Origin of the sequence: Paraburkholderia sp. LEh10 (assembly GCF_017814945.1) — a bacterium.
Taxonomy (GTDB): Bacteria; Pseudomonadota; Gammaproteobacteria; order Burkholderiales; family Burkholderiaceae; genus Paraburkholderia.
The window spans coordinates 77,595-89,962 of record NZ_JAGIPX010000024.1 but is presented as its reverse complement, the minus strand read 5'-3'; the positions used below and the strand labels follow the sequence as shown (position 1 = coordinate 89,962).

The following is a 12,368-nucleotide window of genomic DNA, read 5'->3' as shown; positions in this document are numbered from 1 at the left end:
GCAAGCGCAATCCTGTCCGTTGCAATTGCATGCAACATCGAATCCCCGCTTTAAACACGTCGCCCGCGCTAATAACGGGCACAAACTCGCACGGCGCACGCCGGAACATCAGTTCAGACAATGCGCCCATCCGGAACGATTACGGCTGCTCGCATTCATCGAGTCGAAAAAGCGAAAGCTCCGTCTAACCCCTTGCCGTTTGCCCAAGTTCGTTCATCTCGGTCGGCCGCGGTCGCACAGATAGCGTAATTCTTATCCGCTCCGTTTCCTGCCAGCGATTCGATATGCCCTGAGCGCGATTGGGTACCGGCGTACATGTTTTTCCAGTGCATTTATGGAACGGAATAGCCCAGCGTGAACACTGGCGCGCGCCGCGCGGACGCGATGTGACGGCTGTCACACGTGCATGAGTGGATGCCGGTCAATCGGGCATAATCGCGCGATCGACAACATATTTACGGGGAAGCGCAATAAAAGCACGAGCCAGTGTTGCTGCTGTCCGCAATGCTGACGGCATGCGCAATTGAAGGCGTTGGTTTTTATGGCCGCGTCAACGCGTATCGAAACGCGGCGACAGACGGGCGCGAGTATGCACGCTTCGCCGGGTAAGCAATCTTCCCGGCCCCGGCGACCGTGGGCGACGCCAGATTTACGTCGCGGCCCTATCCTCAATTGGGCCCGGATCGGTGTTACAGCCGTCGATGAATCTTCGCGCTTGCCTCTCTGCGTACGCAAATGCGGCGTCATGTGAGAGGAAGCTGAGTTGCTCCGGCAGGCTCGCGACAGGTGTGGCCAGCGGATCCGCCGAGAGTATCGACCAGGAGACCGAGTATCGAAGCTGTTGGCCGTCCAGTGATGGCGACCTCTTGGTTATTACCCGGACGTCAATGGTGAATCCCCGATACGGCACGCAGGATTGGTTTTGCATGACTGTTCCATTTTCAACGATCGCCGGTATGCGAGCGGAATACAGGAGGCAATCGGCATGCCTGGTCATTCATCCGCTAGCGACGGATAACGGGGACAAAATGGGCCAATCCAAGGCGGGCCTATCGATCTCGAACGCCGCATGCCCGGACCCGAGCTTCGGCACGGTGGCGCGGTGCTTCGATCTGCCAGCCGTGGATGATCCAGAGCGGCATCGATTGGCGATCTGCGGTGGCGAAAGCGGCCATCGCGCGAAGCCCATGCTGCCGGCGTCCATACAACATGCGGCACAGTTACATTGATTTAATGGGATTTTGTTGGTGGGCCGGGTGGGATTCGAACCCACGATGTCCTTTCGGAGGCGGATTATGAGTCCGCTGCCTGCAACCAGCACGGCGTCCGGCCCAACGATGCTTCGCGACGGAAGCGAGGGGATATCAGCAAAGGCGACCAACAAAAAGACCCGGTCTGAAGGCCGGGCCTGTCCATTGATTGGCCGACATACTACACGAAAAAAGGGCTTCCGGGATCGCTTCGCTGAACAAAACGATCGGGAAGCCCTGGCATACTGCTACAAGCCCGCGACCAAGCTCGATCAGTTCCCTTCGAGGAACGATTTCAGCTTGTCCGAACGGCTCGGGTGACGCAGCTTGCGCAACGCCTTTGCCTCGATCTGACGGATACGCTCACGCGTCACGTCGAACTGCTTGCCGACTTCTTCCAGCGTATGGTCGGTGCTCATTTCAATGCCGAAACGCATGCGCAGAACCTTCGCTTCGCGCGGCGTCAGCGAATCGAGCACGTCCTTCACGACATCGCGCATGCTGGCGTGCAATGCAGCGTCCGACGGCGCAACCGTGTTCGTATCTTCGATGAAATCGCCGAGATGCGAATCGTCGTCGTCGCCGATCGGCGTTTCCATCGAGATCGGTTCCTTCGCGATCTTCATGATCTTGCGGATCTTGTCTTCCGGCATCTCCATCTTCTCGGCCAGCGTCGCCGGATCCGGTTCGAGGCCGGTTTCCTGCAGAATCTGACGCGAGATGCGGTTCATCTTGTTGATCGTTTCGATCATGTGAACCGGAATGCGGATCGTGCGCGCCTGGTCTGCGATCGAACGCGTGATGGCCTGACGGATCCACCACGTCGCGTACGTCGAGAACTTGTAGCCACGGCGATATTCGAACTTGTCCACGGCCTTCATCAGGCCGATGTTGCCTTCCTGGATCAGGTCGAGGAACTGCAGGCCACGGTTCGTGTACTTCTTCGCAATCGAGATCACGAGGCGCAGGTTTGCTTCCGTCATTTCGCGCTTCGCCTGACGCGCCTTGAGCTCGCCCGCGGCCATTTGACGGTTGGTTTCCTTCAGGTCCTTCAGCGGCAGCACGACGCGTGCCTGCAGGTCGAGCAGACGCTGCTGCTGCTCGCGGATAGCCGGCACGTTACGCGACAGGATCGCGCTGTACGGATGGCTTTCGGCGACGATCTTGTCGGCCCATTCGAGGTCCGTTTCGTTGCCGGGGAAGCGCGCGATGAACTCGGCACGCGGCATGCCGCACTTGTCGACCACCGTGTGCAGGATCTGACGCTCGACCTGGCGCACTTCGTCCACCTGCGCGCGCAGCGTGTCGCACAGACGCTCGACGGTACGCGCGGTGAAGCGGATCATCATCAGCTCTTCCTGAATGGTTTCCTGCGCCTTCAGGTAGGACTTCGACTTGTAGCCTTCCTTTTCGAACGCGCGGCGCATCTTGTCGAACCATTCGCTGATCAGCGCGAATTTCTCGAGCGACAGACGCTTCAGTTCTTCGAGCTGGGCGGCGTTGGCCGTCGCTTGCGCAGCGCCATCGTCGTCTTCCTCTTCTTCTTCGTCCGCCTCTTCCTCTTCTTCGTCTTCGTTCTCGATCGCCTCGGCTTCCTGTTCGGAGAAGCCGTCGGTATCTTCCGCGTTCGCATCGATCAGGCCATCGACGAGCTCGTCGATACGGATCTCTTCGTTCGCCACGCGCTCAGCCATCGCGAGAATGTCGGCGATCGTGGTCGGGCAAGCGGAGATGGCCATCACCATATGCTTCAGGCCGTCCTCGATGCGCTTCGCGATTTCGATTTCGCCTTCACGCGTGAGCAGCTCGACCGTGCCCATTTCGCGCATGTACATGCGCACCGGGTCGGTCGTGCGACCGAATTCGGAGTCGACAGTGGAAAGCGCGACTTCCGCTTCCTCTTCCACTTCGTCGTCCGACGAAGCGTTAGGCGCGTTGTCGTTCAGGAGCAGCGTTTCGGCATCGGGCGCCTGCTCGTAGACGGCGACACCCATGTCGTTGAACGTGCTGATGATGCCTTCGATCGCCTCGGTTTCCGTGAAGTTGTCCGGGAGGTGGTCGTTGATTTCGCCGTAGGTCAGGAAGCCACGCTCCTTGCCGAGCTTGATCAGCGCACGCAGTTTCGAACGGCGCTCTTCAAGCTCCTCGACGGTGCCCGGCTGCGAAGACGCGAACGCGTCCTTCAGCAGCGCCTTCTCCTTTGCGCGGCGGTCGCGTGCCTTGGCCTTTTCGCCTTTGCCCTGAGCGGGGGTTGCTTCTTCGCTCTGGGCTGCGTCGTCATCGACGGGTACTTCGTTCAGCTTTTTCGTCATGGAGTTCGCCATACCGGCTGTAGTCTCGACTGCCGGCTGCTGGACGGCAGCCGGTTGAACCGTGGATACCAAAGACTCGCGGGGAGCCGCATCGTCCTGCGCGACATCCGCTTCCCTTTCGCTTCTGACTCCTTGCCGCCTCGCGACCGATGCCACCGACTTCGAGGTCACCGATGCCGCTCGCGCGGCCGAAGAGGTCGAGGCTTTTTTCCGGGCAACTGGCGTGGCGGTCTCGGCAGACGTTTCTGGGGCGGAAGGAGCCGATCTGACTGCGCTAACCCTAGTGGTCTTTTTCGGCTCGTCCGAGCCTACGCCTGTCGCTTTTTTTCCGCCTGTAGTCTTTACCATTGCAATCGCCTTTTAATCGCCTTTTGCCTGGAGAAAAACAAAACCGCTGAAAACCTTTTATTATAGCACCCGGGTTTCAGCCCTTCCCTGTCACTGCCCGAGCTGACGCTTCATGTCAGCACGCTTCTTCATCAAGTCAGTCAATTCCGAAAACTCCTCGGGGGTGTGCCTCGACTGACGCGACAAATGATCCAGCCGCTCGCAATATGCGTCGTAACGCATCTTCAGAATGGCGGCCTTCAATTCCTCTCCGGCAAGACGCTCGTGTTCACGGCGCTCTTCCGCGACGGTCGCGTCTTCGGGATTCTTCAACAGCAGATCCCGAACGTTTTCATCATAGTCCAGAATTTCCCGGAAGATTTCCTCGAACGTGGGGGCGTTGGCGCCGTTTCGCAACAGGTCGGAAAGCAATTGAAATTCGGCCGTATCGCCGAGCCCGCGCGCATGCGTCGTCACTTCCTCGAACAGTTCGCCGTGGCGCGTGACCGTCAGCAACGCCTGCTCCTGCTCTTCGTCCAGCACCGCGACGATGCGCGGGTGCATCACCAGATTCCTCAGCGCCCGCTGTTCGATGCCCGTCACGCTGCGGCGATCCTTGCGAGCGGGCGCGCTGCGTGCTACAGCCGCGATCCGCGCATCGACTTCGCACAGCGCCGCCACTTCATCGAACGGCACATCGAGCCGGTCCGCGAACATATGCATGATCTGCGCGCGCAGCGCGTTAGCCGGCAGCATCTGCAACAGCGGCTTCGCGTCGAAAAGCGCCCGCGCGCGGCCCTCGGGCTGATCGAGCTCCTTGCCCGCCAGCACTTCGTTCAGCAGGAACTGCGAAAGCGGCATCGCGCGGCGCACCTGCTCGGCGAAGGCGTCGGCGCCGAATTCGCGGACATAGCTGTCGGGATCGTGTTCCGCAGGCAGGAACAGGAAGCGGATCGTGCGGTTGTCGGCGGCGTGCGGCAGACATGCGTCGAGCGCGCGGCGCGCGGCGCGCCGGCCGGCAGAATCGCCGTCGAAGCTGAACACCACGGTGTCCGTCTGCCGCATCAGTTTCTGCACATGAATCGGCGTGCAGGCGGTGCCCAGCGTCGCCACCGCATTCTCGAAGCCCAATTGGGCGAGCGCAACCACGTCCATATACCCTTCGACGACCAGCACATAGCGCTGTTCGCGGATCGCGAGCCGCGCCTCGAAGAGGCCGTACAGCTCGCTGCCTTTGTTAAATAAAGGCGTTTCGGGCGAATTCAAATATTTGGGCTCGCCGCCGTCCAGCACCCGCCCGCCAAAGCCGATCACCTGGCCTTTCACATTGCGGATCGGGAACATGACGCGTTCGCGGAAGCGGTCGTAGCGGCGGTTCTGGCCCTGAGCATCGGACTTCTCGCTGACGATCACGAGGCCCGCCTCGACGAGCGCGTCGTCCCGATAGTTGGAAAAGGCGGACTCGAGGTTCTGCCAGCCGTCGGGCGCATAGCCGAGGCCGAAGCGTTTCGCTATCTCGCCGGTAAGGCCGCGCTTTTTCAGGTACTGGACCGCGTTCGGCGCGCCGCGCAACTGGGTGCGATAGTAATCGCAGGCGGTCTGCATGACGTCGGAAAGCGCCGTCGTGACCGCCTTCGAGACAGCGGGCGCATGGCCTTCGCTGCCGCCGCCACCGCCCGCGCCGCCGCGCATCGGCGAAGGCTCCTGCGGCACGGTCAGACCGACGGACTGCGCCAGTTCGTTGACGGCTTCAGGAAAGGACAGCCCGGCGTGCTCCATCAGAAAGCCGATTGCCGTGCCATGCGCGCCGCAACCGAAGCAATGATAGAACTGCTTAGTCGGACTAACGGTGAACGAAGGACTCTTTTCGTTGTGGAACGGGCAGAGTCCCATGAAGTTCGCACCGCCCTTTTTCAGCTGCACGTACCTGCCGACCACGTCGACGATATCGACGCGGTTCAGCAGATCTTGCAGAAAGGAATGCGGGATCACAGTGGAGACGCAGCCTTAAAAGGAGTGTGGCACCTTGGATGAGACGCAGCAGACCGTGCGCGCAGCCGGAAAAACGGACACGCGCGCGGCAAAAGGCGAAATCGGCTTATTTCGACAGCGCAGCCTTGACTTGCGCTGAGACGGCCGTCATGTCGGCGCGGCCCGCAAGCTTCGGCTTCAGCACGCCCATCACCTTGCCCATGTCCTGCGGACCGGCAGCGCCGACCTGCGCGACGGCGGCCTGCACTTCGGCCGTGATCTCCGCATCCGACAGCTGTGCCGGCATGTACGCGATCAGCACGTCAAGTTCGGCCTTTTCTTTTTCGACGAGATCAGTGCGGCCGGCGGTTTCGAACTGCGCGATCGAGTCCTTGCGCTGCTTGATCATCTTGTCGACGACGGCTGTCACGCCGGCGTCATCGAGCTCCACGCGCTCGTCGACTTCACGCTGCTTGATTGCAGCGAGCAGCAGACGGATCGTGCCGAGACGCTCGGTTTCGCGCGCGCGCATCGCTGCTTTCATGTCGTCGTTGATTCGGACCTTGAGACTCATCGTTCACCTGAATGCGTGGGGTTTGAAAAAAACGGGTGAAGACGCAGTGCAGAGCGCAAAAACCCGCTTGGGATCGTTCCTCAAGCGGGTTAGTGCCAAATACGCGGTGAATCCGTGCACCTGGATGCGGCCTTGCAGGGCTTTGACCGAAGCGGCCTTCGGGCCATTGAGGCTTTCGGGACCGGCTGCCGCAAGCGCCGGCACACTCCCGCGCCGTCACCTGATGTGAACCGCCGCTTTCGCTGGAAACGCTGGGCGAGAGCCGCGACTTCACGTTGAATCAATAAAACTTCTTGGGCAGTTGCTGGCTGCGCAGGCGCTTGAAATGGCGCTTCACCGCAGCCGCTTTTTTCCGCTTACGCTCCGACGTCGGCTTTTCGTAAAACTCTCGCGCACGAAGTTCAGTCAAGAGACCGTTCTTTTCGATCGTGCGCTTGAACCGGCGCATCGCGACTTCAAATGGCTCGTTTTCTTTTACGCGAATGGTCGTCATCTTTCAATAACGGAGCTTGGCAAAGATTGGAAAGTATAGCAGCTGTTTCGCACAATAGCATGGCAGTGTCAACCCCCTTTCCCGTGCCACCGCTATGCGTTTCCGACGTATTCCGCCGCAGCCTGGCCGGCCGCCACGCCGGATGCCCACGCCCACTGGAAGTTGTAGCCGCCGAGCCAGCCTGTCACGTCGACGGCCTCGCCGATGAAGTAGAGGCCGGGCACGCGCGCGCTCATCATCGTCGCGGATGACAACTCGCGCGTATCGACGCCGCCGCGCGTCACCTCGGCCTTCTTGTAGCCTTCGGTCCCGTTCGGCGTGAGTGTCCAGCGCGACAGCGCTTCACCGACCCGCCTCAGCGCCTTGTCCGGCAGATCGGCCAGACGCGCGTCGGCGGGCACGTCGTGGGTCTGAAGCCAGACGTGCGCAAGGCGCGCGGGCACCCATTCGGCGAGCAGATTCGCGATCTGCCGCTTCGTCGTGCTCTTCGCCTCCAGCAGTGCGGCGACAGCATCCCGTTCGGGCAGCAGATTGATGTGCACGGGCTCGCCCGGCTGCCAGTAGCTCGAAATCTGCAGCACGCCCGGGCCGGACAGCCCGCGATGCGTGAGCAGCAGGTCTTCGACGAACTCGCCACCCGATTTCTTCACGCCCGTCGCCAGATGCACCTCCAGCGACACGCCCGACAGCTCCGAAAACGGCTGCCAGTCCGCATGAGCGAACGTCAGCGGCACGAGCGCGGGGCGCGTGTCGATCAGCTTGTGCCCGAACTGTTTCGCGACGCGATAGGCGAAATCGGTCGCGCCGATCTTTGGAATCGACAATCCGCCCGTCGCGATCACGAGCGCGCGGGCGCGGATGGGACCGTTCCGGGTATCCAGCGTGAAGCCGTCGGAACCGGCGTGCCGCACCTGTTCGACGGCGAGCGGCCTGCGCCACGCGACATTGCCCGCGTCACATTCGCTCTTGAGCACGTCGATGACGGCATCGCTCGACTGGTCGCAGAACAGTTGGCCCTTGTGCTTCTCATGCCAGGTCACACGGTACTGTTTGAGCAGCGCCATGAAATCGCGCGGCGTATAACGCGCGAGCGCCGAGCGGCAAAAATGCGGATTCGCCGACAGATAGTTGGCAGGCCCCGCGTACAGATTCGTGAAGTTGCACCGGCCGCCGCCCGAAATGCGGATTTTTTCGGCAAGGCGCACCGCGTGGTCGATCAGCGCGACGCGCCGGCCAAGTTGGCCCGCCACCGATGCGCACATCATGCCCGCCGCGCCCGCGCCGATTACGGCGATATCGAAGGATTCCATGGGGCTGCATTGTAACCGGCGCAACCGGCAGGCCGGACGCCGCAAGGTCCGCGCTGCTATACTTTCAGGTTCCTTTTCTGATGATTCAGGCGCGCTTTTCGGCGCCCGACCGGCGGTCAAATCATGCTCGTTCTCGGCATTGAAAGCTCCTGCGACGAAACCGGCCTCGCGCTCTATGACACCGGGCGCGGCCTGCTTGCGCACGCGCTGCATTCACAGATCGCAATGCATCGCGAATACGGCGGCGTCGTGCCGGAACTGGCGTCGCGCGACCATATCCGGCGCGCGCTGCCGCTGCTCGAAGAAGTGCTGGAGAGTTCGGGCGCCGCGCGCGGCGACATCGACGCGATCGCCTACACGCAAGGTCCGGGGCTCGCGGGCGCGCTGCTGGTCGGCGCGAGCATCGCCAATTCGCTGGCGATGGCGTGGAACAAGCCGACCATCGGCATTCATCATCTGGAAGGGCATTTGCTGTCGCCGCTGCTCGTCGACGAGCCGCCGCCGTTTCCGTTCGTCGCGCTGCTCGTGTCGGGCGGCCATACGCAGCTGATGCGGGTCACGGACGTCGGCGTCTACGAGACGCTCGGCGAAACGCTCGACGACGCCGCCGGCGAAGCCTTCGACAAGACTGCAAAGCTGCTCGGCCTCGGCTATCCGGGCGGGCCGGAAGTGTCGCGCCTCGCGGAGTTCGGCACGCCGGGCGCCGTCTCGCTGCCTCGTCCGATGCTGCATTCCGGCGACCTCGATTTCAGCTTCAGCGGCCTGAAAACGGCCGTGCTGACGCACATGAAGAAGCTCGGCAGCAATGTCTGCGAGCAGGCCAAGGCGGATCTCGCGCGCGGCTTCGTCGATGCGGCCGTCGAGGTGCTGGCCGCCAAGTCGCTCGCGGCGCTCAAGAAAACGAAGCTCAGGCGTCTCGTGGTGGCGGGCGGTGTCGGCGCGAACCGGCAGTTGCGCGAGGCGCTGTCGGCGGCTGCGAAAAAGCGCGGTTTCGATGTGCACTACCCGGACCTGTCGCTGTGCACGGACAACGGCGCGATGATCGCGCTTGCGGGCGCGCTGCGGCTGCAACGTTGGCCCGCACAGGCCGCCAACGATTACGCGTTCACCGTGAAGCCGCGCTGGGATCTGGGGTCGCTGGCGGGGTGAGAGGCCTCGCGGCACGAGCGCTGCCGTCCGGCTTTTTGCCTTTTTCGCGCTGGCGCCCGCGACGCGGTTCGCCTTGCCCGCCCAGCGCAAGAGCGAACCTCTCAAGCCCCTCAAGCCGTGCGCTTGTCCTTCTCAATCACCGCATACGCGCTGTGATTGTGGATCGACTCGAAGTTCTCCGCTTCAAGCACATACGCGACGATCCGCGAATCGGCGTTCAGACGCTGCGCGACATCGCGCACCAGGTCCTCGACGAACTTCGGATTTTCGTAGGCACGCTCAGTCACGAACTTCTCATCGGGCCGCTTGAGCAAGCCCCACAGCTCACACGACGCTTCCTCTTCCGCGATACGAATCAGGTCTTCGACAGGCACATGGTCGACGAACTCGGCATTGATCGTCACGTGCGAGCGCTGATTGTGCGCGCCATACTGTGAGATCTTCTTCGAGCACGGACACAGGCTCGTGACCGGCACCATGACCTTCAGGAACAGACGCATCACGCCGTTGCGCGAATCGGCCGTCAACGTCACTTCGTAGTCCAGCAGACTTTGCACGCCCGACACGGGTGCCGTCTTGTTGACGAAGTACGGAAACGCCACCTCGATGCGCCCCGCGGGCGCCTCGAGCTTCTCCAGCATCGATGCGAGCATCGCGCGCAACGCCGCCGAACCTAACGGCGCGTCGTTCTCTTCGAGCAGCGCCACGAAGCGCGACATGTGCGTGCCCTTCGCCTCGGCGGGCAGATGCACATCGAGATTCCACGTGCCGATGGTCGGCTGAACGCTGCCGTCCGCCGCGCGGACGGTCAATGGATGACGCACCGCCTTCACGCCGACCCGCTGAATCGGGATCTGCCGGGTGTCGACCGTGCTTTGCACGTCGGGCATCACAAAGGCGGGGTTCATCTGGTTCATCTTCTTATCCTCAACTGACAGCGCTAATCGACGCGCAAAATGACAACCGCCGGCATGCGCCGGCGGAGCACAGCGGGTACCCGACCCGCCGATTCATATTCGAGTAGATGCAACGGACCGCGTCTTCGTTCCTGACAGCCCGCTATGTTAAGCGACGCGCTTCACGGACTTGCCGCTCGCGTGTTCCACAAATCGCTCGCGGATGGACTTCGCGATGCCCACGGCGTCGAGGCCGCACGACGCCAGCAACTTGGCGGGATCTCCGTGATCGATGAAGCGATCGGGAAGGCCCAATTGTAGTACGGGCCGGATAACCCCACTCTCCATCATGGCTTCCACGCAGGCCGAGCCCGCGCCGCCCATGACGCAGCCTTCTTCGACCGTGACGAGCGCATCATGCGTCTCCGCCAGTTCGCGCACGAGGTCCGCGTCGAGCGGCTTCACGAAGCGCATGTTCGCAACCGTCGCGTCGAGTTGTTCCGCTGCCGCGAGCGCCGGCGCGACCATCGTACCGAACGCGAGAATCGCGATGCGCTTGCCTGCCGGCTGCGTCGACTGGCGGCGAATCTCACCCTTGCCGAGCGGAATCGCGGCCATCTGCTTGACCGTCGCCACGCCCGTGCCCGCGCCGCGCGGATAGCGGACGGCCGTCGGATTCGGCTGCTGCAGCGCCGTGTACAGCATCTGGCGGCATTCGTTTTCGTCCGACGCGGCCATCACTGTCATGTTCGGGATGCAACGCATGAACGCGAGGTCATATGCGCCCGCGTGCGTCGCGCCGTCCGCGCCGACGAGACCCGCGCGATCGATTGCGAACACAACGGGCAGATTTTGCAGCGCGACGTCGTGGATCAGCTGGTCGTACGCGCGTTGCAGGAACGTCGAGTAGATCGCAACGACGGGCTTGAGCCCTTCCGTCGCGAGGCCGGCCGCGAACGTCACCGCATGCTGCTCGGCGATGCCGACATCGTAGTAGCGATCCGGGAAGCGCTTTTCGAACTCGACCATGCCCGAGCCTTCGCGCATCGCGGGCGTGATGCCGACCACTCGCGAATCGAGTTCCGCGGCGTCGCACAGCCATTCGCCGAAGACCTGCGTGTAGGTCTTCTTGGCGGGCGTAGCCGACGGCTTGATGCCTTCAGCCGGATTGAACTTGCCGGGACCGTGGTACAGCACCGGGTCGGCCTCGGCCAGCTTGTAGCCCTGGCCTTTCTTCGTGACGACATGCAGGAATTGCGGGCCACGCAGTTCCTTGATGTTCTGCAGCGTCGGGATCAGCGAATCGAGGTCGTGACCGTCGATCGGTCCGATGTAGTTGAAGCCGAACTCTTCGAACAGCGTCGCCGGAACGATCATGCCCTTCGCGTGCTCTTCGAGCTTGCGCGCGAGGTCCAGCACAGGCGGTGCGTGGCGCAGCACGCGTTCGACGCCCGCGCGCGCAGCCGCGTAGAAGCGACCCGACATCAGCCGCGCGAGATGGCGGTTGAGAGCGCCGACGGGCGGCGAGATCGACATGTCGTTGTCGTTGAGGATGACGAGCAGCGGCACGTCGTCCTCGACACCCGCGTTGTTCATTGCCTCGAAGGCCATGCCCGCCGTCATCGCGCCGTCGCCGATCACGGCGATCGCGAAGCGGTCTTCGCCGCGCAGTTTGCTGCCGATCGCCATGCCGAGCGCCGCCGAGATCGACGTGCTCGAGTGCGCCGTGCCGAACGTGTCGTACGTCGATTCGTCGCGGCGCGGGAAACCGGAGATGCCGCCGAGCTGACGCAGCGTATGCATCTGGTCGCGGCGGCCCGTCAGAATCTTGTGAGGATAGGTCTGATGACCCACGTCCCAGACGATGCGATCGCGCGGCGTGTCGAACACGTAATGCAGCGCGATCGTCAGTTCGACCGTGCCGAGGTTGGACGACAGGTGGCCGCCCGTCTGCGAGACGCTGTCGAGCACAAAGGCACGCAACTCGTCGGCAAGCGGTTGCAACTGGCGGCGATCGAGGCGGCGCAGGTCCGCGGGGTCGTCAATGGTTTTCAGCAAGTCGTACATCGTCGTTCCATTGTAGGAA

At 62.5% G+C, this 12,368-nt stretch carries 10 protein-coding genes and 1 tRNA gene; 3 read left to right on the top strand and 8 right to left on the bottom strand.

Annotated elements, in window-relative coordinates:
• Window positions 1-926: 926 nt before the first annotated feature.
• The gene (locus J8I87_RS20910) at window positions 927-1,229 is read left to right on the top strand and encodes a hypothetical protein (protein WP_209933718.1); all 303 of its coding nucleotides are present in this window, start codon (window positions 927-929) and stop codon (window positions 1,227-1,229) included.
• Window positions 1,230-1,245: 16 nt separating this feature from the next.
• On the opposite strand, the gene J8I87_RS20905 is transcribed toward J8I87_RS20910, so the two are convergent.
• Window positions 1,246-1,333, bottom strand: a tRNA-Ile gene (locus J8I87_RS20905).
• A gap of 189 nt (window positions 1,334-1,522) precedes the next feature.
• Window positions 1,523-3,574: an RNA polymerase sigma factor RpoD gene (gene rpoD / locus J8I87_RS20900; protein ID WP_409518782.1), complete on the bottom strand. Its 2,052-nt coding sequence runs from the start codon at window positions 3,572-3,574 to the stop codon at window positions 1,523-1,525.
• Window positions 3,575-3,623: 49 nt separating this feature from the next.
• Between rpoD and J8I87_RS46035 the strand changes: the two genes are divergently transcribed.
• The gene (locus J8I87_RS46035) at window positions 3,624-3,926 is read left to right on the top strand and encodes a hypothetical protein (RefSeq protein WP_313065327.1); all 303 of its coding nucleotides are present in this window, start codon (window positions 3,624-3,626) and stop codon (window positions 3,924-3,926) included.
• Window positions 3,927-4,000: 74 nt separating this feature from the next.
• Here the strand turns inward: J8I87_RS46035 and dnaG are convergent, their stop codons facing one another.
• The 4 genes from dnaG to J8I87_RS20880 form a co-directional block, all read right to left on the bottom strand.
• Window positions 4,001-5,881, bottom strand: coding sequence for a DNA primase (dnaG, locus tag J8I87_RS20895; protein WP_209933714.1), 1,881 nt, complete (start codon window positions 5,879-5,881; stop codon window positions 4,001-4,003).
• A 106-nt stretch (window positions 5,882-5,987) separates the two neighbouring features.
• The gene (locus J8I87_RS20890; protein WP_209933712.1) at window positions 5,988-6,434 is read right to left on the bottom strand and encodes a GatB/YqeY domain-containing protein; all 447 of its coding nucleotides are present in this window, start codon (window positions 6,432-6,434) and stop codon (window positions 5,988-5,990) included.
• Between the two features lie 280 nt (window positions 6,435-6,714).
• The gene (gene rpsU, locus J8I87_RS20885) at window positions 6,715-6,927 is read right to left on the bottom strand and encodes a 30S ribosomal protein S21 (protein WP_012403240.1); all 213 of its coding nucleotides are present in this window, start codon (window positions 6,925-6,927) and stop codon (window positions 6,715-6,717) included.
• A gap of 92 nt (window positions 6,928-7,019) precedes the next feature.
• Entirely contained in the window at window positions 7,020-8,237 is a 1,218-nt protein-coding gene (locus J8I87_RS20880; RefSeq protein WP_209933710.1) for an NAD(P)/FAD-dependent oxidoreductase, read from the bottom strand.
• Between the two features lie 123 nt (window positions 8,238-8,360).
• Between J8I87_RS20880 and tsaD the strand changes: the two genes are divergently transcribed.
• The gene (gene tsaD, locus J8I87_RS20875; protein WP_209933708.1) at window positions 8,361-9,386 is read left to right on the top strand and encodes a tRNA (adenosine(37)-N6)-threonylcarbamoyltransferase complex transferase subunit TsaD; all 1,026 of its coding nucleotides are present in this window, start codon (window positions 8,361-8,363) and stop codon (window positions 9,384-9,386) included.
• A gap of 110 nt (window positions 9,387-9,496) precedes the next feature.
• Here the strand turns inward: tsaD and folE2 are convergent, their stop codons facing one another.
• Together folE2 and dxs are read right to left on the bottom strand one after the other, a co-directional pair.
• Window positions 9,497-10,303 (bottom strand): GTP cyclohydrolase FolE2, encoded by an 807-nt coding sequence (gene folE2 / locus J8I87_RS20870; protein ID WP_209933706.1) that lies wholly within the window; start codon window positions 10,301-10,303, stop codon window positions 9,497-9,499.
• Between the two features lie 147 nt (window positions 10,304-10,450).
• On the bottom strand, window positions 10,451-12,349 hold the full coding sequence (gene dxs / locus J8I87_RS20865; protein WP_209933705.1) for a 1-deoxy-D-xylulose-5-phosphate synthase: 1,899 nt from the start codon (window positions 12,347-12,349) through the stop codon (window positions 10,451-10,453).
• Between the last annotated feature and the right edge of the window lie 19 nt (window positions 12,350-12,368).

Excerpts from the sequence above, each read along its gene's own strand:
- J8I87_RS20880 (WP_209933710.1), bottom strand. The coding sequence starts at position 8,237 with ATGGAATCCTTCGATATCGCCGTAATCGGCGCGGGCGCGGCGGGCATG.
- rpoD (WP_409518782.1), bottom strand. The coding sequence starts at position 3,574 with ATGGCGAACTCCATGACGAAAAAGCTGAACGAAGTACCCGTCGATGAC.
- J8I87_RS20890 (WP_209933712.1), bottom strand. The coding sequence starts at position 6,434 with ATGAGTCTCAAGGTCCGAATCAACGACGACATGAAAGCAGCGATGCGC.
- folE2 (WP_209933706.1), bottom strand. The coding sequence starts at position 10,303 with ATGAACCAGATGAACCCCGCCTTTGTGATGCCCGACGTGCAAAGCACG.
- J8I87_RS20910 (WP_209933718.1), top strand. The coding sequence starts at position 927 with ATGACTGTTCCATTTTCAACGATCGCCGGTATGCGAGCGGAATACAGG.
- tsaD (WP_209933708.1), top strand. The coding sequence starts at position 8,361 with ATGCTCGTTCTCGGCATTGAAAGCTCCTGCGACGAAACCGGCCTCGCG.
- dxs (WP_209933705.1), bottom strand. The coding sequence starts at position 12,349 with ATGTACGACTTGCTGAAAACCATTGACGACCCCGCGGACCTGCGCCGC.
- rpsU (WP_012403240.1), bottom strand. The coding sequence starts at position 6,927 with ATGACGACCATTCGCGTAAAAGAAAACGAGCCATTTGAAGTCGCGATG.